Source organism: Thermostichus sp. OS-CIW-20, assembly GCF_054061455.1.
Genome location: NZ_JBSSEF010000006.1, coordinates 62,216 through 83,732, shown reverse-complemented (window position 1 = coordinate 83,732; position 21,517 = coordinate 62,216). Strand labels below are relative to the sequence as shown.

The following is a 21,517-nucleotide window of genomic DNA, read 5'->3' as shown; positions in this document are numbered from 1 at the left end:
AGGTGCTGATGAAGGATGGAGGAACTCCCCTCTTTTGCCAAAAAAGGGGGCAGAAGGATAGACACCCTTCCATAAAGGCTGCTGCCTAGGCCCAGTCATCCCGTGTACTGAAGCTGCGGCCGTAGACCTGGCCGCGGGCGTGGATCTGGCGGGTGCGGGCAAACAGCTCCTCTTCGCTCAGGCCCCACTGTTCCAAGATCTGATCCAAATCCCGCTGCAGATCCCAGGCGCCGGGAAAGCCGTGGTAGCGGATGCGCAGACGGGCCACTTCGGCCAGCACCCAATCCGAGGGGGGGCTCTCCTGCACTTGGGCCATCAGCTCGTTGAGAAGAGCCCGATCGGTGTCGTATTGCGGATGCTGCTGCTCCCGTCGAGAGGAGCTGTTTGTAGGGGAACCAGCCATTGCTCTCCCTCCTTTTTTTCACGTTAGCTGAGTCATCAAGAGCTCCTCAATAGCAAGAATTGGGATCCCTGATGGCCCGAGAGCTCGAGGAACCGCGGGAAAGCCGCTATACTGCAAATGTTGCAGACCATAAACATTCTTCAGTTGCGGAGGCGGCGGCCATGCCCATGCCCATGATCGAGACCCGTACTGACCGGATGCTGCTCAACTTTGGGCCGCACCATCCTTCTATGCACGGGGTCTTGCGCCTGCTGGTCACCCTCGATGGCGAAAACATCGTCGACTGCGAGCCGGTGATTGGCTATCTGCACCGCGGCATGGAAAAAATTGCCGAAAACCGCACCGTGGTGCAGTACCTGCCCTACGTCTCCCGCTGGGACTACGGTGCCGGCATGTTCAACGAGGCCATCACCGTCAACGCCGTCGAGAAACTGGCTGGGATCCCGGTGCCCCGGCGGGCCAGCTACCTGCGGGTGATCATGTTGGAGCTGACCCGCATCACCAACCACCTGCTCTGGTTTGGCCCCTTCTTGGCCGACCTGGGCGCCCAAACCCCCTTCCTCTACGCCATGCGGGAGCGGGAGTGGATCTTGGATTTGTTTGAAGCCGTCACCGGCATGCGCCTCATCAACAACAACTACTTCCGCGTCGGGGGCGTGGCGGTGGATCTGCCCTACGGCTGGACGGAAAAATGCCTCGATTTTTGCGAGTACTTCCTGCCCAAGGTAGATGAGTACGAGCGGCTGGTTACCGACAACCCCATCTTCCGCCGGCGGCTGGAAGGGATAGGGGTCATCTCCAAGCAAGATGCCATCAACTGGGGCCTGTCTGGGCCCATGCTGCGGGCCTGCGGCGTCAACTGGGATCTGCGCAAGGTGGATCACTACGAGTGCTACGACGACTTCGACTGGGAGGTGGCGGTTTACCCAGAGGGGGATTGCCTGGCCCGCTATCGAGTGCGCATGAAGGAGATGCGCGAGTCCTGCAAAATTGTGCAGCAGGCGGTGAAGGCCCTGCCCGGTGGCCCCTTTGAAAATCTGGAAGCCAAGCGCATGCTGGAGGGGCCAAAGTCGGAGTGGAACAAGGGCGACTACCAGTTCATCAGCAAAAAGCCCTCGGCCAACTTCAAGATCCCCAAAGGAGAGGCCTACGTACGGGTGGAGAGCGCCAAAGGGGAGCTGGGCATTTACATCGTCGGCGACGACAACGTCTGTCCGTGGCGCTGGAAGATCCGTCCACCCGGCTTTGTCAACCTGCAGGTGTTGCCTCAGCTCATTCGCGGCATGAAGGTGGCCGACATGATCGCCATCTTGGGCAGCATCGACATCATTATGGGGGAGGTGGATCGCTAAGATACTCGTAGGAAAGGGAGGACAAGGGCGATGGCCTGGGCGATCTTGCTTCTGCCGCTCCTGATTGTCGTAACTATTGCCGCGATTATCGGTCCCAAGCAATGGGCCAAGTACCAAGAAGAAAGGCGCCGCCGCGCCGAAGAGTTATCCGACGCCCGCCTGCAGGCCATCATTCAGCAGGAGCTGCGCCGCCGCCACCGTCCCCCTCAGTCGGATCCCAACGGCAAAGCCTAGTTAGATCCACAGACTCCAGTGCCTTTTTTGACTCACCGTCTCTAGGGAGCCACTCAACCCCATGACAACCGCCGGCATTGACCTACAGCTTGGTTTTGAAACAGCCCTGCAAAACTTGGGCCTGAGCCCAGGCGCTGCCCACGCTTTGTGGGTACCTTTGCCCATGTTGCTCATGGTCATCGCCGCCACCTTAGGAGTGATGGTCATGACCTGGCTAGAGCGGAAGATCTCGGCGGCGGCCCAGCAGCGGATTGGCCCCAACATGGCCGGGCCACAGGGGGTACTGATCCCGATTGCCGATGGCATCAAGCTCTTGACGAAGGAAGATGTGCTGCCCAGCTTGGCCGACCCAGTTTTGTTCACGCTGGGGCCGATCCTGGTTTTCCTGCCGGTCTTTTTGTGTTATCTGGTGGTTCCCTTCGGCCAGAACCTATTGATCTCCAACATCGCCATCGGGGTGTTTTTCTTGATCGCCACCTCCAGCGTGCAGCCCATCGGCCTGTTGATGTCGGGCTACGGCTCCAACAACAAGTATTCTCTGCTGGGGGGGCTGCGGGCGGCGGCCCAGTCAATTAGCTACGAACTGCCCTTGGCCTTGTCGGTGCTGGCGGTGGTGCTGATGAGCAACGGCCTGGACACCGTGGGGATCGTGGAGCAGCAGAGTGGGCTGGGGATCCTCAGTTGGAACGTGTGGCGGCAGCCGATTGGCTTTGTCATTTTCCTGATCTCGGCGCTGGCGGAAACCGAACGGATCCCCTTTGATTTGCCGGAAGCCGAAGAGGAGCTGGTGGCCGGCTACCAGACGGAGTACTCCGGCATGAAATTTGCCCTGTTTTACCTGGGATCCTACGCCAACTTGCTGCTGGCCTCTCTCATTGCGGCGGTGTTGTACTTGGGCGGCTGGTCGTTTGTGGTGCCGGTGGAAACAATTGCCGCCTGGCTCGGGATCCCGTTGGACAACCCCTTTTTGCAGATCGGCGCGGCGGTGTTGGGCATTCTCATGACGATGGTCAAGGCTTTTATCTTTGTGTTTTTGGCCATCCTCTTGCGCTGGACCCTGCCGCGGGTGCGCATTGACCAGCTGTTGGATTTGGGGTGGAAATTTCTGCTGCCCGTCTCGTTTGTGAATTTGCTGTTGACGGCGGCTTTGAAACTTGCCTTCCCGAGCGTTTTCGGGGGTTGAATGAAAAGTAAAGAAAGCGAGAGAGGGAGAGGACAGGCCATGACTTTTCTCAAGCGCGTTGGCGAATACGTAAGCGATGCCTTCAAAGCAGCCAAGTACATCGGTCAGGGGATGGGAGTGGTCTTCGACCATATGAACCGCCGGCCTGTAACTGTCCAGTATCCCTTTGAGAAGCTGATCCCCTCTGAGCGCTTTCGGGGACGCATTCACTTTGAGTTCGATAAGTGCATTGCCTGCGAGATCTGTGTTCGGGTTTGCCCCATCGACCTGCCGGTGGTGGACTGGGTCTACAACACCGAGCTGAAGAAGAAAGAGCTCTACAGTTACAGCATCGATTTTGGGGTGTGCATTTTCTGCGCCAATTGCGTGGAGTTTTGCCCCACCAACTGCCTCTCGGTTACCGAAGACTATGAACTGGCCACCTACGACCGCCACGAGCTGAACTACCACCAGGTGGCGCTGGGCCGCTTGCCTTCCAAGGTCACGGAAGACCCGATGGTGACGCCGCTGCGGGAGTTTGCCTATCTGCCCAAGGGGGTGATCGATCCCCACGAGCTGCCTGCCGGATCTCAGCGGGCCGGCAAGCGACCGGAGGAGATTCTGGCCGAGATGAAAGCAGCCAAAGAGGCGGAAGCGAAATCAGCCAAGGCCGCCGTAGAATAGCCTGAACAGATGACCGGGATCCCTGGAGTAGGGATCCCGTCTGTTTGTATATGGGTGGTTCGGCAGCGGTATTGTCGTCTCAAGTAAGACTACAGCTTTTTCACTTTCCAAACACTCGGCACTGCTGTCCCTCACCCCCGACCCCTCTCCCAGGGGGAGAGGGGATGTAGACTCTGCTTTAAGAAGGTGTTTTGTGGCTACTATGGCTGTTTGAACTTGTGGGAGAAAAGTTTTCTGGATCCCTGAGTCAAGAATTAATTTGAATGGGGGTGTCCAAGATGGATGGATGCCAGCTTTAGCTAACTTTAGGGAAAGGAAAAGGTAAACCTACCTGCCAAGCCAGGAGAGGTGGCCGATCCGCTGAAGGTTTGTGCGGCGCTTCCGCTTTTGCGAACCGTTACGGTGAACGGAACGGGAGCGGTTACCTGCGAACAGCGACGGAACAAGCTCACCTCAATAAACCTCAATAAGGTACAGGCCTGAGGGCGGGCTGGAGGCCCAAAAGACATTCTCCACAGGGTTTTCCGTTACGGCAACGCAGTCGGCATTGGCATCCACGTCCAGCCGTCCTCCAGAAGGGATAACCCGATTGTTAAAAAACACCGTCTGCTGCCCGGGATCCGTGACATATAAGTCAAGCTCATCGATAGTGTTCCAGGCTAGAGTAATCTGAATAGGGCCGGTGCCGAGCACCCGAGGAGTTGGCGATGGCCTCGGAGTGGGGGTAGGAGCCAGGGTTGGGGCAGGTGTAACTGTCGGTATCGGGGCAGGAGCCAGGGTTGGGGCAGGTGTAACTGTCGGTATCGGGGTAGGCGCAGATCCGCCGCCGATCCTCTCAGCAAAGTTGCCCTGGAAGCTGTTGCCGGCCAAGTAGGCAGCGACTACTGCCTCTGGCGTGCCGGGGGCCACTTGAATGGCTACCCCCGCGCCCTCGCCCCGAGCTAGGAACGTATTCCCAACAATGGTGCGAGCCTGGGTTCCTTGCAAAATGCGAATGCCGACACTGCCGACTATCCTGCCCACGCCGATCCGGTTGGATTGAATCGCTGGCGCCGATCCCGCTCCATCCAGTTGGATCCCGGTGGTGCCAGCCATGTCTCTTTGCCGCGCCTGCAACGCCAAGCCAGCCGCGGCGGTGGCTGGATCCCCTTCGATCTGGTTGTTGCGGAAGATCCCGCCGGAGTTGTTGCTGTAGCGAACTGCCAAAGCTCCCAAAGCTTGCAGAAGGATCGCGTTGTTCTCCAGGAGCGGGTTACTCCCCGGCACAGTGCCTACACCTACGCCTCCTGCCTTGCTGACACTGACTGAGATGCTTGCAATACGGCCACTGCCCGAGACCTGCACACAGGGATCCAAAAATTGCTGGCAAAAAATCTGGGCCAATTGGTTTAAAGCTCCCTCCAAAACGGCAGCGTTGCCGTTGACCAAGATGTTGGAGCGGGGGTCGTTGAGGGTAACCTTGCTCGGCTGAAAGGTGCCACCGTTGACCTGCACCCTTCCGCCTTCCAACACCACCTCCACCCCTTGCAGGCTGGTTTGGCTGGCTACGATCACGTCGAACAACCCGGCCAGGATCTCATAAGCTGTGGAGCTGGTAATCCGAATCCGCCCGCCATTGGTGCCGTCGCCCCCATCCAAGGCCAGATCCTTCTCTAGCCTCTCCTTGCCCGCCCCCAAAATCTGGATCAGCACCTCTAGCCCCTCTGTGGCATTTTGCAGCCGCTGCGCCTGTGCCACAGCATCGGCCAGCTTGGTAAAGGGGCCCTTGGCTGGATCCACTTGCAGGATGACGGGCCCACCACCTGGCGATGGTGGGGGAGGAGAGTTGCCCGTGCCTCCTCCTCCACAGCCGAAAGCGATCCCTGCCAACAGAGTCAGCAAGAGGGAACCGGTTCGCCAGCTAGATCGGGATACTTGGCCGTCTGTGGAAAGGGGGCCTTTCATCGGTGGAAAATCCTTGGCAAGTCCCTATCGGTCAAGCCTATCAGAACTGCGGATACCTAGAGCCCGGATGAACCCCTGGGATCCAATTCTCTCAAGCAGAGCCTCCCAAAAGGGATCCCTGCCCTATTGAACTTGGCAGAGGATCCGCAATCAGTACAGTTAAAATTTCTTCGAGAAATTTGGAGTTCTAGGGGGGCTGCCCCAAGTAACTCGACAGGGGGTTGCTGAAGGAAGGGTTGCCGGCCAACCACGACCTGCAACAATGGCAAGCAGACCAGGGTAGACGCTGAGCCGCTATATCCTGAGAACGGGTCCAGATAGGGTTACAGGTCAGCCATGTCCTCTTTCGTTCGCTCGGTTGCGCCGCAGCAGCTAGCTGCCCGCCTGAGGGATCCCGAGGCTGGCCCTCTGCAACTCATCGATGTGCGGGAACCGGCCGAGTTGGAGTTGGCCAATCTCAGTGCCCTCGGGTTTCGCAACTACCCCTTGAGCCAGTACCAAGAGTGGCGCGAGCAAATCTTGAGGGAGCTCGATCCCCATTGTCCAACCTTTGTCCTCTGCCACCACGGCATCCGCTCTGCCCAAGTGAGCCAGTGGCTGCTGGCCAACGGCTTCAGCCAGGTCTACAACATCAGCGGCGGCATCCACGCCTGGGCTCTTGAGGTGGATCCCAGCCTGCCCACTTATTGAGCTTCTACAGCGTCAGGGATCCCACCTTTTGTTCTAACAACTGGGCCAGATCTTGCAAGAAGGCCGCCGCGTGGGCGCCGTAAATAACGCGGTGGTCGCAGGTGAGGTTGACCTGCATCTGGGAGCGGATGGCGATGGCTTTTTCTGGTGTGGCCACCACGGTGGGGCGAGCAGCGCCGACGGCCAAAATAGCTCCTTGGTTGGGAGGCAGGATGGCGTCGAAGCGATCCACCCCAAACATGCCCAGGTTGGAGAGGGTAAAGGTGCCGCTGTTGTACTCCTCCGGCTGCAGTTGCTTGCGCCGCGCCCGCTCCACCAGATCCTTCCAGCGGCGGGAGATCTCGTAGAGATCGGTCCGGTTGGCCTGCTTGAGCACAGGGGTGATCAGGCCGCCGTCTTCCATGGCCACCGCCACGGCAATGTTGATCTCGGCTTTGTAGTGGATCCCGTTTTCCGTGTAGCTGGCGTTGAGGAGGGGATGCTTTTCTAGGGTCAGGGCCACCGCTTTCACCAAAAGGGCCGTCAGGGTTACCCCTTTGGGCTTCACCTGTTGGTAAAGCTGATCCAGGCTGTCGGTGGTGATGGTGTAGCCGACGTGGAACACCGGCACGCCCAAGCTGGCGTTCATGTTGCGCACCACCGCCGCCTGCAACGTGCTCAAGGGAACCACTTCTCCCAACGGGGCAGCCGCAGAGACAGGGGGGGGAGCTGCCGCTTGCGTAGAGGCGGCCTGAGCTGCAGCCCGCTCCACATCTTCGGCCACGATGCGCCCACCAGGGCCGGAGCCGCGCACCGTGCGCAGGTCGATCCCCAGGCTTTCTGCCAATTTTTTCGCCCGTGGGGAAGCCAGGATCCGCTGGGATCCGGCCCCGTTGGAGCCAGTTGGAAGGGTGGGGGTGGGGATCGCCGCAGGGACAGGGGTTGGCTGTTGAACTGTGGGGGTGGGGACTGCAGTAGGTGCAGTTGCCGGTAGAGCACCCTTAGAGAGGGCCTTGGCTCGCTCTTGGGCCTCGGCCACCTCCGCTTCGGTTTCGGCAATGAGGGCGATGGGGGCGCCCACCGGCGCCGATTCCCCTGCCGGTACCAGGATGCTGGCCAGAATGCCGCTGTGGAAAGACTCCACGTCCATGTCCGCCTTGTCCGACTCCACCACCAGGATGTTTTCCCCTTTCTCCACCCGGTCGCCGGGGTTTTTCAGCCAGGCGACGATCTTGCCCGTTTCCATGGTGGAGCTGAGGGCCGGCATGGAGAGTTCGTGGATCATGGCGGGGATGGCAACACAGCAGAGAAGATTGTAACCCAGCAGACGGGATCCCGGCGCCGCCCCCTGGGCCTATCGGCCAGCTTCTGCCTCGGCCACCACCAACAGGGTTTTCAGCAGGGAATCGGGGTTGAGGCTGATGGAGTCGATCCCCTGCTGCACCAGGAAGCGGGCAAAGTCGGGGTAGTCGCTGGGGGCTTGTCCACAGATGCCGATCTTGCGCCCGTGGCTTTTCACCGTCTGGATTACCTGGGCGATCAGCCGCTTAACGGCCTCGTGGCGCTCGTCAAAAAGATGGGCCACCAGGGCCGAGTCGCGGTCCAACCCCAGGGTAAGCTGGGTGAGGTCGTTGGAGCCGATGGAGAAGCCGTCGAAGATCTGGCAGAACTCGTCGGCCAGGATGACGTTGCTGGGCAGCTCGCACATGACGTACACCTGCAGGCCGTTTTCCCCCCGCACCAGGCCGTGGCGGGCCATCTCCTCCAGCACCCTGTGTCCCTCTTCGGGGGTGCGGCAGAAGGGGATCATCAAGATGACGTTGGCCAGGCCCATCTCGTCCCGCACCCGTTTCATGGCCCGGCACTCCAGCGCAAAGCCGTCGCGGTAGCGGGGATCGGTGTAGCGGGAGGCCCCCCGCCAGCCAATCATCGGGTTTTCCTCGTGAGGCTCGTAGCGGGATCCGCCCAGCAGGTGGGCGTATTCGTTGCTCTTGAAGTCCGATAGCCGCACAATCACCGGCTTGGGGTAGAAGGCAGCGGCGATGGTGGCCACTCCCTGGGCCAGCTTGTCCACAAAGTACTCCGGCTTGTCAGAATACTGGGCGGTGAGCTCTGCCAGGCGCGGCTCCTCCTTGACCGCCTCCTCGTAGTGAACCAACGCTAGAGGGTGCACCTGGATGTGGTTGGCGATGATGAACTCCAGCCGCGCCAGACCCACGCCATCGCAAGGGATCTCGCTGAGGCCAAAGGCTTTTTCCGGGTTGCCCACGTTCATCATCAGTTGGGTGCGGGGGCGGGGCAGCTCCTCGAGGGGGATCTCTGTAACTTCATAGGACAGCAAGCCAGGATAGACGCGCCCTTCCTCCCCTTCGGCGCAGGAGATGGTGATGGGATCGCCGGAGCGGAGCACCTGCGTGGCGTTGCCGCAGCCAACAATGGCCGGGATCCCCAGCTCGCGGGCGATGATGGCCGCATGGCAGGTGCGCCCCCCTTGGTTGGTGACAATGGCGCTGGCCTTTTTCATGATCGGCTCCCAGTCGGGATCTGTTTTCTCCGTCACCAGCACCTCGCCCGCTTGGAACTGATCCGAGCGGCGCACATCCAAAATGACCCGAGCTGTGCCCTGGCCAATGGCCTCCCCCACTGCTCGTCCCCGAACCAGGGGTTCTGGGCGCGCCTGTGGCTGCGTCAAGCGATAGGTCTTGAGGCGGTTGGCCGCCTTTTGGGACTGCACCGTCTCGGGGCGGGCCTGGACAATGAACAGCTCGCCCGTGATCCCATCTTTGGCCCACTCGATGTCCATGGGAGTGAAGCGGCCCCGCAGCGCCGAGTAGTGCTCTTCGATGAGGCAAGCCCAGCGAGCCAACTCCAGGATCTCGTCGTCCTTGAGGGCATATTGCCGGCGCAGGCTTTCGGGGACGGGTACGTTTCTGGTGAAACGGGATCCCTCCTCGTCGTAGACCAGCTTCAGGGCTTTGCTGCCCAGCTTGCGCGAGAGGATGGGCCGCAGCCCCTGCTTCAGGGTAGGCTTAAAGACCACGTATTCGTCGGGGTTGACGATCCCTTGCACCACGTTTTCCCCCAGCCCGTAGGCGGCGGTGATCAGCACCGCGTCTTTAAAGCCCGTTTCTGGGTCGATGGAGAACATCACCCCCGAGCAGGCCAAGTCCGAGCGCACCATCTTCTGCACCCCCACCGAGAGGGCCACCTGGAAGTGGTCGAAGCCCTTGATCTGGCGGTAGGAGATGGCCCGGTCGGTAAACAGGCTGGCAAAGCAGCGGTGGCAGGCCTGCAGCACCGCCTTGATCCCGTGCACGTTGAGGTAGGTCTCCTGCTGGCCGGCAAAGCTGGCATCCGGCAGGTCTTCGGCGGTGGCGCTGGAGCGCACCGCCACATCGGTGTCAGGGCCGTAGCGCTCGCACAGCTTCTGGTAGGCTTCGGCAATGGCCTGCTCCAGCTCCAGTGGGAAAGGTGTCTGCAGGATCAAGGTGCGGGCAGCTTTGCCCCGCTCGCGCAGGTTCCGCACATCCTCGATGTCTAGGTCCTTGAAGATCTCCCGCAGCTTCTCCTCGAGGCCGCCAGCGGCAATGAACTGGCGGTAGGCATGGGCGGTGGTGGCAAACCCCAGGGGCACGCGGATCCCTTTGGGGGCTAGCTGCTGCAGCATTTCTCCCAAGGAGGCGTTTTTCCCGCCCACCTGGGCCACGTCCCGCAGCCCCACTTCGGTGAGGGGCACAACCAAGGGCGGCTCTGAGCCAAGCTGGCGTTGAGAGGGCTGTTGAAGTTGGGATCCCAGCGTTGCTCCATCCAACATGCCTTGCCTCCTTGTACCCAGCGGACCAACTGTGCAATAAGTGCTGCAACACTTGCGTGTAGCAAGAAACTTTCCCCAGCCAGAATCTGGCCCGGCTTTAAGGAGCTATACCCCCACTGTACTGAGGGTTTTTCTCTGGTTAAAATCCCGGCACAGCCCCCTAGAGAAACCTGAGAAGGAGATGACACAAAGCCAATCCTGCCAAGATCCTGCTGAGAAAGCTGACACAAATCTTCGACCTTTTTTACCTAATGCAAAAGTAACCGCTCTGCCACAATGTTTTCAAAGCAGCAGTTTGCGGAAACAGGGCAAATGGAAGGCCTCAGGGATCCGGTGGCAGCAATTCGCCAGGTAAGAGTGACGGAAAAACAGCAGGGCTTGCGGCTGGATCGCGGGTTGGCAGAACAACTGCCCGATCTATCTCGCTCGCGCCTGCAGCAGCTCATCCGCCAGGGCCAGGTTTGGCTCAATGGTCAGCCCTGCCTGGATAAGGATCGCCCCCTGCAAGCGGGGGATCAGCTCGAGGTGCGGATCCCGCCAGCCACCCCAACCTCGTTGCAGCCGGAACCGATCCCCTTGGACATCCTCTACGAAGACGAGGATCTCCTTGTCATCAACAAGCCGCGCGGCCTGGTGGTGCATCCTGCTCCCGGACACGCCAGCGGCACCCTGGTGCATGCGCTGCTGGCCCATTGTTCTCACCTTTCGGGGATCAACGGCGAACTGCGTCCGGGGATTGTCCATCGCCTGGACAAAGACACCACCGGCGCCCTGGTGATTGCCAAACACGATCAGGCTCACCAGCACCTGCAGGCCCAAATTCAAGCCAAAACTGCCCGGCGCATCTACCTGGGAGTGGTGTTTGGGCGTCCTGCCCAGAGCCAAGGCACTATCTCTGCCCCCATTGGGAGGCACCCGGTGGATCGGCAGAAGATGGCCGTCCTGCCCCCCGGCCAAGGGCGAGCGGCGGTAACCCACTGGCAGGTGCTGGAGCGCCTGGGCAACTACACCCTAATGCAGTTTGAGCTGGAGACCGGTCGCACCCATCAGATTCGGGTGCATGCCGCCCACCTGCACCTGCCCATTGTTGGGGATCCCCTCTACACCCAGAGCAAAACCAGCCCCGTCAAACTCAGCGGCCAAGCTCTGCATGCCTGGAAGCTCTCCTTTGTCCACCCGCGCACCGGCCAGCCGCTGCAGGTTACCGCCCCTCTGCCGGAAGAGTTCGAGCGGCTGCTACGGCAGTTGCGCAGCCAGGCCGGCTAGGCAGCCTCAGAGGTCGCTCTCCGCTCTGTCTAGCCTGTCCAATTGGGGTTCATGCTGATCCCCGTCCCCAAGAAGTTTCAGCCTTCAGCAAATCTTTAGAGAAGTCGGAAGTATTTTTGCCAGGTGAGTTGTTTAGAATGCGCTCATCCTGGCCAAGGTAAGCAATGCTACGTCAGATAGAGCGGATCCTGAAGCTAGATATGCTGCTGCGCTCCGGACAGCGAAAGACAGCCGCTTCGCTGGCTGAGGCTTTGGAGGTAAGTAAACTACCCGACACCCGCGCTATGCGCAGGGTGCGGGCTTTATCCCAATCCCTAGCGGCCCCAGAGGACAGCTAAGTTTCGGAATTTCAGGCGAGTTTACAGTCGCCCCAAGGAGAGAGATTACTTGAGCAGCGTTATGGTCAGCATCCCCTTCCCACCCGCAGTGTCCACACTTGAACAACTTGCCGCTGCGGTAGGACTTACCCTGCTCAGGGTGGATGTGCAGGCATTTATGGCAGGTCTGCGACGTGTAGGCAGGCGGCACCAGCACCACAGGTACTCCAGCAATGGCAGCCTTGTAGGTCACAAACATCCTGAGTTGGTAGAACGCCCAGTTATTGGTTCTGCGGCGCTCAGCTTTACTCCGAGGTTTCTGATTCAAGCGCTCTCGGATGTCTGTCAAGTCTTCAAAAGCCAGTGCCGCACCAATAGCCTGGGCATCCCTGACCAAGGTTTTGCTGATGTTATGGTTCAGCCATGTCTGGTAGCGCCGTTCTCTCCCAGAGAGCCTTCTCAGCAGCCTCCTAGAGCTGCGAGTGCGTTTGGATTGAACCTTGGCGCGTACACGGCTGAACCGGTCACGGACGGCCTGGATGTGTTCTCCACTCCAAGAGCGCCCGTTGCTAGCGGTGGCGATATCCCGCCTGCCCAAGTCAACTCCGATTACCTTTGGAGTTTTGCCAGTCGGGGGAGTGTCCAACTCAACCGCAATGTTGATGTAGTAGTCCCCTTGCTTGGTCTTGGACAGAGTAGCGCTGGTGGGTGTTTGCCCCCGCAGCAAAGCGATTTGATAACCGCCAATCTTGAGCTTGAGCCAAACCCGTCCGCTCATCAGGGTCACGCCCACGGCTTGGTCGGACTCTCGGTACTTAAAAGTACGCACATCCAAAGTCAGGCTGGTGGGGCGAAACTTGTGGACTTGTTTCACCGCTTTGGCGTTGCTAATCACACGGCGGAGCGCCTGACAGACGTGGTTGGCTTTCAGCCCCGTTGCTGCCCTTACCGGCCGATAGACCAAGTGGTGCAGCTTGGCGGTGTTCCAGCAGTTCTTTTGTTTGGCGGTGTCGAGAATCTGGTTGCAAGCATTCGCAAAGCCCTGCAAAGTGCGGTCAATTTCTTGACGCAACTCTTGTGGGACTATCAGCTTGCAACGTACAGAGATAATCTGGCTCATGGGCTTATTGTAGCTCATCCAGGCTTTGACTAGCAGGCGGGCTTTCCTCCCGGCACCAAGCCTGCGGCTATGGTGCGGGCCTCCAGCCCGAAAATAGGTGAACGAACGGTTCGAGCGGATATTAGTTTCTTGAAGGATCGCTTTCAAGCCCCCATCAAAGTCAGCCGTGAAAAAGGGTATCACTACACTGATCGGGAATGGCGCTTGCCGACGATACCCCTCACTAAGGGGGAGCTGTTTGCCCTGACTTTGGGAGCGAGAATGCTGGAAGCCTACGCCGGATCGGCCTATGCCCCGCAGTTGCGCTCGGCAATTGGGCGGTTGGCGCAACGGCTTCCAGAGCAGGAGTGGCTGGATCTCCAGCAGCTAGCCGATGAGCGGCTCATCTTTCGGGCAGGGGCAGAAACCCATCTGGATTGGGAGATTTGGCAGCGGTTGGAGGATGCCTGTCGGGAGAAAAGACGAGTGTGGATGCGCTATCGCACCGCCAGCCGAGGCGATCAAGTGTCGGAACGGGAGTTGGATCCCTATCTCTTGCACATCTACCGCGGCACCAATCCCTACGTGATTGGCTGGTGCCACAAAAGACAAGAAGTGCGCTGGTTCGTTGTCCCCACACCCGTGGGGGTGAACCGACAAATACAGCCAGCTGGTGCGTCATTTGCCGAGTTGTCCCCACACCCGTGGGGGTGAACCAGGCGTTGCGCCAAGGTTCACCTATTCCCCGGAGAGTTGTCCCCACACCCGTGGGGGTGAACCGCCCTACCAAACGCGCGTCTCGAAAGACCTCTGCCCGTTGTCCCCACACCCGTGGGGGTGAACCGCTGCTAATCCGACCAGTAATCGACACTGGAATCACGTTGTCCCCACACCCGTGGGGGTGAACCGGCCACCCGTCGCACCGCGTCGGCCAGGTTGGGCAGTTGTCCCCACACCCGTGGGGGTGAACCGGTGGTGCTGGTGCGCCCCGCCGGCTCCAGTTTGGGTTGTCCCCACACCCGTGGGGGTGAACCAATCTATGAGCCCCCTGGTAGTTCTCCTGCTGTACGTTGTCCCCACATCTGTGGGAGTAGCCGGCTAGACAATTAAGACAATCTCACATCTACCGGGATCCCTTGCCTAGGTGGGCGACACTGGGGCTAGGTCGCAGAAGCGCGATATCTAAGGAGGGGAGTATGAGCAGGAGCTTGCTGGAGCAGTTGCGAGAGATGACGGTGGTGGTGGCCGACACGGGGGATATCAACGCCATCGAGACCTTTAAGCCGCAGGATGCCACCACCAATCCCTCTTTGATTACAGCAGCCGCCCAAATGCCCCAGTACCAGGGCATTGTCGATGAGACCTTGCTCAAGGCCCGCCAAGACCTGGGATCCAAAGCCGACACCAAAGCCGTGGTGGCCCACGCCATCGACCAACTGGCGGTGGCCTTTGGCGTGCGCATTTTGTCCATCATCCCCGGTCGGGTTTCGACGGAGGTGGACGCCCGGCTCTCCTACGACACAGCAGCCACCGTGGCCAAGGCCCGCCATCTCATCGAGCTCTACAAGGCGGCAGGGGCGGATCCCAAGCGGGTGCTCATTAAGATTGCGGCTACTTGGGAAGGGATCCGCGCCGCCGAGATCCTGGAAAAAGAAGGGATCCACTGCAACCTGACTTTGATGTTTGGCCTGCACCAGGCCATTGCCTGCGCCGAAGCGGGGGTAACCCTCATCTCGCCCTTTGTGGGCCGCATCCTGGATTGGTACAAAAAACACACAGGCCGGGAGAGCTACCCGCCCGCCGAAGATCCAGGCGTGCAGTCGGTAACCCAGATCTACAACTATCTGCGCAAATACGATTACCCAACGGAAGTGATGGGGGCCAGCTTCCGCAACATTGGCGAGATCATCGAGCTGGCCGGCTGCGATCTCCTAACCATCTCGCCGGCTTTGTTGGCGGAGCTGCAAAACACCGAGGGCCACCTGGAGCGCAAGCTGGATCCGGAAAAAGCTAAGAAAATGGATATTCCCCGCCTGGTGATGGATCGGGCCACCTTCGACCAGATGCACCGGGAAAACCGCATGGCCTCGGAAAAACTAGAAGAAGGGATCCAGGGCTTCTCCAAGGCGCTGGAGGTGCTGGAAAAACTGCTCACCGAGCGGCTGCAGAAGCTGGAGGGCGCCAAGGAAACGATTACCCACGCCGCCCAGGATGTCTTCCGCATCTACGACCTGGATGGGGATGGCTTCATCACCCGCGAGGAGTGGATGGGAGCAGATCGCGTCTTCGATGCCCTCGACACTAACCAAGATGGCAAAATTACTCCCGAAGAAATGCTGGTCGGACTGGGGGCAGCCGTTTATCTGAGAAATTAGCCAGGCAAGCAAGCCCTATGGGCGAGAGCTTTCGCCGCTTTGGAGACGCAGTAGCCGCCCTGGAGGCCCAGGCCCGCCGCTGGATTGCCCAGTATCTGCAGGGGATCCCTTACGATCCGCCGCCGGGGCCGGCGGCCAGACAAGTGCTGCACTGGATCGAGACCGACTTGCTCCCTCGGCTGCAGCAAACCCCCCAGGAGCTGAGGCATCTCCTGCACGGGCTCAACGGCGGCTATGTGCCCAGCGGCCCTTCCGGTGCCCCCACCCGGGGCCGGGTGGAGGTGTTGCCCACCGGGCGCAACTTCTACTCGGTGGATATCCGCGCCATCCCTACCCCCACCGCCTGGCAGGTTGGCTCGCTGGCTGCCGAGCGGCTGGTGGAGCGCTACGTGCAAGAGCAGGGGGAATATCCCCGCCACCTGGGCCTATCCGTTTGGGGCACCTCTACCCTGCGCACCGGCGGCGACGACTGGGCCGAGGCGCTGGCGCTCTTGGGAGTCAGGCCCCGCTGGGAGGGGGGACGGGTGGTGGATATTGAGATTTTGCCCGTGGCGGTTTTGGGCCGGCCCCGCGTGGATGTAACCCTGCGCATTTCTGGGTTCTTTCGCGATGCTTTTCCCAACCTGATTGCCCTCTTCGACCGCGCCGTGCAGGCCGTGGCCGCCCTGGAGGAGCCGGAAAGCGACAACCCCCTGCGGGCCCAGGTGCTGGCCGATACCCAGTACTGGCAGGAGCAAGGGATCCCGCCTTCAGAAGCGGCAAAGCAAGCGCGGCTGCGCATCTTTGGCTCCAAGCCGGGGGCCTACGGAGCCGGCCTGCAGGGGCTGATCGAGGCGCAAAACTGGGAAACGGAAGCGGATCTGGCCCGCGCCTACCTCAACTGGAGCAGCTACGCCTACCGGGCCGAGGGCGAAGGAGAGCCGGCCCCCGCAGCCCTGCGGCGGCAACTGGCCCGCCTGCAAATTGTCCTGCACAACCAAGACAACCGCGAGCACGATCTCCTTGACTCGGACGACTACTACCAGTTTCAGGGAGGCATGGTGGCAGCGGTGCGGGCGCTCCAGGGCCGCAACCCCCAGATCTACTTCGGGGATCACGCCCGTCCCCACAACCCCAAGATCCGCACCCTGGCCGAAGAAATCGACCGCGTCTACCGCGCCCGCGTCGTCAACCCCAAGTGGATTGCCGGCGTGATGCGCCACGGCTACAAAGGCGCCTTCGAGATGGCCGCCACCCTGGACTACCTCTTCGCCTACGACGTCACCACCCACGCCGTGCCGGACTTTATGTACGCTGGCCTGGCCCGCGCCTACTTGCTGGATCCCCGGGTGCAGCAGTTTTTGCGCAACCACAACCCTTGGGCGCTGCGGGACATGAGCGAGCGGCTGCTGGAAGCCCACCAGCGGGGCTACTGGCAAGAGCAGGCGCCGGAGCTGGTGCCCCACCTAGAAGCCCTGATGCTGGAGACGGAAGCCCGCCTGGAGGCTACCCAGGGATCCCTGGCGGGGGAAGGTTAAGTTCGGCTAAGATGCTCTCAGCAAACCAGACGCGGAGGGATCCCGATCCATGAGCAAAGCCAAGCTGTTGCGAGAGATTCTGGGGCCCCTGCTGGAAGATTACCGCTACTGGTTTGAGCGCTCTCGTCGCTTTTTGCAAGAAGAAACTTTAGAATTCATCAGCCCAGAGGCGCAGCAGGCCCTCCTGGAGCGGGTTTTGGCTGCCCAAGCGGAGCTCCAGGCAGCGGAAGCCCTCTATCAGTTGTCGGATAATGAAGTTGGCGTTGACCCGGCCCTGATGGCAAAATGGCATCGCCTGCTGATGGAGTGCGCCGAGCTGGGCCGTCGCTTTCGCCAAATTCACCCCTCCTCCGACTCATCTGACCCGTGATGCTGCAGATCCTCTACCTCATCGCTTTTGTGGCCATTGCCTTTGTAGCCCTGCGCAACCTGGTGGCCAACGTGGTTACTCTGAGCAAAGAAGAGCGCAAGGCCTCGCCACGTCGAGGCCGCCGGCAGGTGCCCCACCCAGAGCTGTTGGATGAAGAAGGCAACCTGACGGAAGAGCCCTTGCTGGTCATTCGCTCGGCCAGCTTGGAAGAGGCCCGCAGCCGCCTGGAGGATCTCTACTCTGGCTCTCCCGACGAGGACTAAAAAAGGGAGTTCAAGAGCGGCGCAGGAGCTCCCCCTTTCTCGGTGTCGGCCCGAGTCAGGTGTGGGGGTGAGCAGCCTTTCCTGGATGAAGTTGCAGTAAAACATTTGGCGCCGAGAACTATCCCCAACTCCCCTCTCCCTCAGGGAGAGGGGCCAGGGGTGAGGGCAGCGGCGCGGGGCGCTTGGGTAGGCAGCAAGGTATCTTAATCTTGTCTGAGACAACTGCAGTCAATCTGGTTCTTCACCCAGTGGCCTCTGGAGCTGGCCTGCAGCGTTTGCGCAAACGTCACCAATGGGATCCGATTCCAGTTCCGATTTCGAGGTGGCAGCCGTCCTGGAGGCGGTGCTGAGCAAGCTGAAGGTTTTGGCGGAGACGGGACAGACCTTTGGCCAGCCGATTACCATTGGCGACACAACGATTGTCCCCTACGTGTCGCTCTACTTTGGCGTTGGGGGAGGAGGGGGCCATTTTGGCAAAACGGCCAGCGGCTTTCGCAGCAACGGACGGGATCCGGCCAGCCTGTTTGGCGGAGCGGGGGGCGGGGTGCGCATCGAGCCGGTGGGCTTTTTGGTGATCCGGGGGGAGCGGGTGGAGCTGCTAACCACGGCCCAAAAGCCCAGCCAGTGGAGCCAGCTTGGCGAGACTATAGTTCCCCTGCTGCAGCAGTGGTTGCAAAGCCGGGCCGACAACTCCTCATCCTCAAATGACCAGCCAAATGACTAGCCGCGAATGAAGAGGCGGGATCCCTGGGGGGAGGGCTGCACGTCGATGCGGTGGGGAAAGGCCTCTTGCAGGCTGGGGATGTGGGTGATCACCAGGATGCAGGCAAAGTCGGAGGCAATGGCGTTGATGGCCGCCAGCAACTGGGCCCGCCCGGTGGCGTCCTGGGATCCAAACCCCTCGTCGATGATCAACGTTTGCAGGTCGGATCCCGAGCGCTGGGTAAGCAGGCGGGAAAGAGCCAGGCGGATGGCGAAGTTGATGCGGAAAGCCTCTCCCCCAGAGTAGGTCTCGTAGGGACGGGTGCCGCGGGGATCGGCGATGAGGATGTCGAGGGTCTCGATCAGCTTCTCCGAGCGCCGCCCCGAGCGCTGGGTTACAAAGCGCAGATGGAGGCGGTGTTGGGTGAGGCGGCCCAGGATCTGGTTGGCCTGGGCCTCTAGCTCTGGCAGGACATTTTCGATGATCAGGGCGGGAATGCCGTTGCGGCCGTAGGCGTTGGCCAGCTCCTGGTACACCTGCTGCTGGCGGCGGGCCTGCTGCAGTTGTCGCTCCAGCTCCGTCCGCTCCGCCTGCTGTTCAAGAGCCTGCTGCAGCCGCTGTCGGGCCGCCCCGATTTGAGAAAGCACCAGATCCAGCTCTTGCCGGTTCTCCTGCAGAGCTTGGCGGATCCCTTCTAGATGAGCCGGGGAAACATCGGGGTGCTCGGCCAGTTGTCGCTGCAGCGCTTCCAGCTCTTGGGCAGCCTGGGCAAAGTGTTGCCGGCTTTCCTGCAGGCGTTGGGACAGGGCCTGGCTGCGGGCTGTGGCTTCCGGCAGCTCCTGGCGGGCCATCTGGAGGGCTTGCAGGCGGGCCGGCCACAGTTGCGCCTGGGCCAGTTCTGCTTTTACCTGCTGGTGCAGGGATCCGTCGTAGCCGACCTGGTGCAGCGCCTGCTCGATCTGGGCCAGGCGTTCTGCCAGCGGCGAGTCAGGGGATCCCGCCTGTTGCAGGGCCTCCAGTTGCGCTTGCAGGGAGGCGATTTGCTCGCCTAGGCGGGCGCGGCGCTCCTGGGCTTTGCGCAGCTCGTGGGAGCGGCCCAGGGCCCAGCGCCAGCGCTCCACCTCTCCCCGTTGCAAGGCATGTTCCCGCTCGTCATAGCCCAGCTGCTGCAGGGCCTGTTGGATCTGGGCAAGCTGCTGCCGCGCCTCTTGGGCATAAGCTTCTTGGCTGAGGATCTGCTCCAGTTCTGCGGCTTCTGCCCGCCGCGCCTCCAGTTGCCGCTGCCGCTCCTGCTCAGCCTCCCACTGCTGTTGCAGGCGCCCCTGAAGGTGCAGGCGCTCGTCCCAGGTGGCCAACTCTTGGCCAAGACGCTGGGCTTCTTCCTGCAGCAGCCCGATCTCCCGGTCGGCCACCGCCAATTGCTCGCGGATTACAAACAGCTCGCCAGCAATTTCCTCTTGCCGCTGGCGGTGTTTCTTCAGCACCACTGCCCTCAAGGACGGGCTGAGCGGACGGGCACAGAGAGGGCAAACCCAAATTGGGGCGGTCGGCACTTTGGTGGGCGGTGCTGGCATGGACTCGGCAGGCTGCTCTGAGAAGAGGGGGTCTGCGGTTACTTCGGATCCCGGTTCTGCAGCTCCCTCGGCAATGGCCTTCGCCCCCGTCAAAGCATGGGTGGGACGGCACCGGCCAGAGTCTGGATCCGAAGGGCCCAAGTGATCCGGGCGATCCAGATCTTCTAGCTCTGCAGGATCCAAGCGCTCGGCGTGGAGGGACTCCGCTCCGCTATCGCCAACAGGAAACTCTTCCCAAGGAGCCTCTAGCAGGCGGCAGCGTTCCTCCTCCTGTTGCCACTGGTGCTGGAGAACCCGCTGCCGCTCCTGCAGCTTCTGCACAAAGAGGCGGCGCTCCTGGATTTTTTCCAACACCTGCTGCTGGTAGAGGCGCTGCCGCTCCAGCTCGGCCAGGGCTGCAGCGCTGGCGGCAATTTTCTGGGCCAGGTGCTGCTGCTGTTGGGCCAGGGTTTCCTGGCTTTGCAGGTGCTCCTGGAGGAACTGGAGGCGGGCTTGCAGACGTTCTCCCTCGCGGCGGATCTCCTCCTCCCAGTGCCGTTGTTGCTCCAGGAGGGCAGCGGCTTGGGCCTGGGCCTCGTTTAAGCTTTGCAGGCGCTCCTGGGCTTGCCGGTAGTGGTGGAGGGCGTTTTCGATGCGCTCTCGTTCGGCCAGCACCTGGGCATCGGCCTGGGCTTGGGCCTGGCAGGCGGCCAATTCCTGTTGCAGCCGCTGCATTCTGCGCAGTTGCTGCTGTTGTTGCTCGGCCTGTTGGGCCTGCAGCTTTTGGCGTTCTTGGAGCAGGTATTGCTGTTGCTCGAAGAGGTGGTGAAGATGGCGATCCTGGGCCATCAGGGTTTGATAGCGTTCGTAGCCCGCCAGGATCTCCTCGCTTTGGGCAATCAGCTCTTGCAACTGGAGCAGGTGCTGTCGTTGAGCTCGCCACTGCTGTTCGGTGTGGTGCAGGTTGACGCTGAGCTTGTTCAGGTGCTGGGCAAGCTGCTGGTGGCGCTCCTCCAGGGTGTGGCGATGTTCATAGGCGCGTTCTAGGGCCTGTAATTCCTGCTGCTGTTGGGCCAGGAGCTGTTGCAGATGGATTTGCCGCTGTTGAAGCTGCTCCAGTTCGGCTTGCATCTGCTCGATAGAGACCTGGTGTTGATCCAGCTTGTGCAGGCGCTCTTGGAGCAGGTCGGCTTTGAGCTTGGCGCTGCGGGCCTGTTCGCGGCAACGCTCCGCCAGCAGATCGTACTGCCCCAGCTTGAGCATGTCCGCCAAGATCTGCTTGCGCTCGCCGGGACGCTTCAGGGTAAAGGCATCGGCCTGCCCCTGCCGCAGGTAGGCCGAGTGAACAAAGGTATCGTAGTCGAGGCCGAGCTGATTTTGGATGGCCTGTTGGGTGGCACGCAGGCCGCGGCGGGTGAGGCTGCGCCAACGGGCTTGGCCGTCGCTTTCTCCAGTTTGAATTTGCCACTCCAGGGATCCTTCCCCCGCGAGGTGGCGACTGCGCAGGACGCGGTAGGTTTGCCCCCGCGAGCGGTAGACCACCTCCACCCAGGTTTCGCTGGCCCCCTTGCGGATGAGATCGCTGTCGTTGCTGGCCCGGCTCTGTCCCCAGAGGCCCCAGGTAAGGGCGTCGAGCAAAGCCGATTTGCCCGCCCCGTTGGGGCCGCAAATGCAAGCGGTGTGGATCCCGCGCAGATCCAAAACCGCCTGAGAGTAGCAGAGAAAATTGTGTAAGGTCAGGCGAACTGGGATCACAAGGGCGGCTCTGGTCGCTGCAAAGCAATGGCGATGA

Annotated in this window: 16 protein-coding genes, 2 pseudogenes and 1 CRISPR repeat array; of the genes and pseudogenes, 12 read left to right on the top strand and 6 right to left on the bottom strand. The window is 61.0% G+C overall.

What is annotated here, in order from left to right; all coding sequences use genetic code 11:
* Nucleotides 1-85: 85 nt before the first annotated feature.
* Nucleotides 86-403 (bottom strand): DUF3288 family protein, encoded by a 318-nt coding sequence (locus ACVWXC_RS04345; protein WP_011429642.1) that lies wholly within the window; start codon nt 401-403, stop codon nt 86-88.
* Between the two features lie 167 nt (nt 404-570).
* Between ACVWXC_RS04345 and ACVWXC_RS04340 the strand changes: the two genes are divergently transcribed.
* The 4 genes from ACVWXC_RS04340 to ndhI all read left to right on the top strand — a co-directional run bounded on the left by ACVWXC_RS04340 (nt 571) and on the right by ndhI (nt 3,835).
* Nucleotides 571-1,755 (top strand): NAD(P)H-quinone oxidoreductase subunit H, encoded by a 1,185-nt coding sequence (locus ACVWXC_RS04340; protein WP_011429641.1) that lies wholly within the window; start codon nt 571-573, stop codon nt 1,753-1,755.
* 30 nt (nt 1,756-1,785) lie between these two features.
* A complete protein-coding gene (locus tag ACVWXC_RS04335) occupies nt 1,786-1,989 on the top strand; it encodes a hypothetical protein (protein WP_011429640.1) in 204 nt (67 codons plus the stop codon).
* A gap of 61 nt (nt 1,990-2,050) precedes the next feature.
* Entirely contained in the window at nt 2,051-3,172 is a 1,122-nt protein-coding gene (gene nuoH / locus ACVWXC_RS04330) for an NADH-quinone oxidoreductase subunit NuoH (RefSeq protein ID WP_099884200.1), read from the top strand.
* Nucleotides 3,173-3,211: 39 nt separating this feature from the next.
* Nucleotides 3,212-3,835, top strand: a complete 624-nt coding sequence (gene ndhI, locus ACVWXC_RS04325; RefSeq protein WP_099812371.1) for an NAD(P)H-quinone oxidoreductase subunit I — start codon at nt 3,212-3,214, stop codon at nt 3,833-3,835.
* 453 nt (nt 3,836-4,288) lie between these two features.
* Here the strand turns inward: ndhI and ACVWXC_RS04320 are convergent, their stop codons facing one another.
* Complete coding sequence (locus tag ACVWXC_RS04320) at nt 4,289-5,716, bottom strand: right-handed parallel beta-helix repeat-containing protein (RefSeq protein WP_276307357.1); 1,428 nt, start codon at nt 5,714-5,716, stop codon at nt 4,289-4,291.
* A gap of 399 nt (nt 5,717-6,115) precedes the next feature.
* On the opposite strand from ACVWXC_RS04320, the gene ACVWXC_RS04315 reads away from it, so the two are divergent.
* Nucleotides 6,116-6,469 (top strand): rhodanese-like domain-containing protein, encoded by a 354-nt coding sequence (locus ACVWXC_RS04315; protein ID WP_099812372.1) that lies wholly within the window; start codon nt 6,116-6,118, stop codon nt 6,467-6,469.
* Nucleotides 6,470-6,473: 4 nt separating this feature from the next.
* Here ACVWXC_RS04315 and ACVWXC_RS04310 read toward each other — a convergent pair whose 3' ends face one another.
* Together ACVWXC_RS04310 and ppsA are read right to left on the bottom strand one after the other, a co-directional pair.
* Complete coding sequence (locus ACVWXC_RS04310) at nt 6,474-7,733, bottom strand: dihydrolipoamide acetyltransferase family protein (RefSeq protein ID WP_457391313.1); 1,260 nt, start codon at nt 7,731-7,733, stop codon at nt 6,474-6,476.
* A gap of 69 nt (nt 7,734-7,802) precedes the next feature.
* Nucleotides 7,803-10,262 (bottom strand): phosphoenolpyruvate synthase, encoded by a 2,460-nt coding sequence (gene ppsA / locus ACVWXC_RS04305; RefSeq protein WP_457391311.1) that lies wholly within the window; start codon nt 10,260-10,262, stop codon nt 7,803-7,805.
* Nucleotides 10,263-10,574: 312 nt separating this feature from the next.
* Between ppsA and ACVWXC_RS04300 the strand changes: the two genes are divergently transcribed.
* Nucleotides 10,575-11,528, top strand: coding sequence for an RluA family pseudouridine synthase (locus ACVWXC_RS04300; RefSeq protein ID WP_457391309.1), 954 nt, complete (start codon nt 10,575-10,577; stop codon nt 11,526-11,528).
* A 282-nt stretch (nt 11,529-11,810) separates the two neighbouring features.
* On the opposite strand, the gene ACVWXC_RS04295 is transcribed toward ACVWXC_RS04300, so the two are convergent.
* A complete protein-coding gene (locus ACVWXC_RS04295; RefSeq protein ID WP_457391307.1) occupies nt 11,811-12,965 on the bottom strand; it encodes an RNA-guided endonuclease InsQ/TnpB family protein in 1,155 nt (384 codons plus the stop codon).
* Between the two features lie 69 nt (nt 12,966-13,034).
* Between ACVWXC_RS04295 and ACVWXC_RS04290 the strand changes: the two are divergent.
* From ACVWXC_RS04290 to ACVWXC_RS04265, 6 genes and pseudogenes are all read left to right on the top strand, one after another.
* Nucleotides 13,035-13,517 (top strand): annotated as a pseudogene (locus ACVWXC_RS04290) (helix-turn-helix transcriptional regulator); the annotation flags it as partial.
* Nucleotides 13,518-13,571: 54 nt separating this feature from the next.
* A CRISPR array of direct repeats spans nt 13,572-13,978; the repeat unit is 28 nt; unit sequence GTTGTCCCCACACCCGTGGGGGTGAACC.
* A 162-nt stretch (nt 13,979-14,140) separates the two neighbouring features.
* On the top strand, nt 14,141-15,319 hold the full coding sequence (locus ACVWXC_RS04285) for a transaldolase (protein ID WP_011429619.1): 1,179 nt from the start codon (nt 14,141-14,143) through the stop codon (nt 15,317-15,319).
* 8 nt (nt 15,320-15,327) lie between these two features.
* Nucleotides 15,328-16,836: pseudogene (locus tag ACVWXC_RS04280) on the top strand (cobaltochelatase subunit CobN); the annotation flags it as partial.
* Nucleotides 16,837-16,885: 49 nt separating this feature from the next.
* The gene (locus ACVWXC_RS04275; protein ID WP_011429617.1) at nt 16,886-17,206 is read left to right on the top strand and encodes a DUF2605 domain-containing protein; all 321 of its coding nucleotides are present in this window, start codon (nt 16,886-16,888) and stop codon (nt 17,204-17,206) included.
* On the top strand, nt 17,206-17,469 hold the full coding sequence (locus ACVWXC_RS04270; protein ID WP_041438126.1) for a DUF2973 domain-containing protein: 264 nt from the start codon (nt 17,206-17,208) through the stop codon (nt 17,467-17,469). The genes ACVWXC_RS04275 and ACVWXC_RS04270 overlap by 1 nt, the downstream gene beginning before the upstream one ends.
* Nucleotides 17,470-17,761: 292 nt before the next feature.
* A complete protein-coding gene (locus ACVWXC_RS04265) occupies nt 17,762-18,193 on the top strand; it encodes a GerW family sporulation protein (RefSeq protein ID WP_011429615.1) in 432 nt (143 codons plus the stop codon).
* Here the strand turns inward: ACVWXC_RS04265 and ACVWXC_RS04260 are convergent.
* Nucleotides 18,190-21,480: an AAA family ATPase gene (locus tag ACVWXC_RS04260; protein WP_414401599.1), complete on the bottom strand. Its 3,291-nt coding sequence runs from the start codon at nt 21,478-21,480 to the stop codon at nt 18,190-18,192. The genes ACVWXC_RS04265 and ACVWXC_RS04260 overlap by 4 nt on opposite strands.
* Nucleotides 21,481-21,517: the final 37 nt, after the last annotated feature.

What these genes read in the sequence shown, in the direction of transcription:
- ACVWXC_RS04275 (WP_011429617.1), top strand. Translation starts at nt 16,886, where the DNA reads ATGAGCAAAGCCAAGCTGTTGCGAGAGATTCTGGGGCCCCTGCTGGAA.
- ACVWXC_RS04345 (WP_011429642.1), bottom strand. Translation starts at nt 403, where the DNA reads ATGGCTGGTTCCCCTACAAACAGCTCCTCTCGACGGGAGCAGCAGCAT.
- ACVWXC_RS04340 (WP_011429641.1), top strand. Translation starts at nt 571, where the DNA reads ATGCCCATGATCGAGACCCGTACTGACCGGATGCTGCTCAACTTTGGG.
- ACVWXC_RS04265 (WP_011429615.1), top strand. Translation starts at nt 17,762, where the DNA reads ATGGGATCCGATTCCAGTTCCGATTTCGAGGTGGCAGCCGTCCTGGAG.
- ACVWXC_RS04285 (WP_011429619.1), top strand. Translation starts at nt 14,141, where the DNA reads ATGAGCAGGAGCTTGCTGGAGCAGTTGCGAGAGATGACGGTGGTGGTG.
- ACVWXC_RS04310 (WP_457391313.1), bottom strand. Translation starts at nt 7,733, where the DNA reads ATGATCCACGAACTCTCCATGCCGGCCCTCAGCTCCACCATGGAAACG.
- ACVWXC_RS04315 (WP_099812372.1), top strand. Translation starts at nt 6,116, where the DNA reads ATGTCCTCTTTCGTTCGCTCGGTTGCGCCGCAGCAGCTAGCTGCCCGC.
- nuoH (WP_099884200.1), top strand. Translation starts at nt 2,051, where the DNA reads ATGACAACCGCCGGCATTGACCTACAGCTTGGTTTTGAAACAGCCCTG.
- ndhI (WP_099812371.1), top strand. Translation starts at nt 3,212, where the DNA reads ATGACTTTTCTCAAGCGCGTTGGCGAATACGTAAGCGATGCCTTCAAA.
- ACVWXC_RS04300 (WP_457391309.1), top strand. Translation starts at nt 10,575, where the DNA reads ATGGAAGGCCTCAGGGATCCGGTGGCAGCAATTCGCCAGGTAAGAGTG.
- ACVWXC_RS04335 (WP_011429640.1), top strand. Translation starts at nt 1,786, where the DNA reads ATGGCCTGGGCGATCTTGCTTCTGCCGCTCCTGATTGTCGTAACTATT.
- ACVWXC_RS04270 (WP_041438126.1), top strand. Translation starts at nt 17,206, where the DNA reads ATGCTGCAGATCCTCTACCTCATCGCTTTTGTGGCCATTGCCTTTGTA.
- ACVWXC_RS04295 (WP_457391307.1), bottom strand. Translation starts at nt 12,965, where the DNA reads ATGAGCCAGATTATCTCTGTACGTTGCAAGCTGATAGTCCCACAAGAG.
- ppsA (WP_457391311.1), bottom strand. Translation starts at nt 10,262, where the DNA reads ATGTTGGATGGAGCAACGCTGGGATCCCAACTTCAACAGCCCTCTCAA.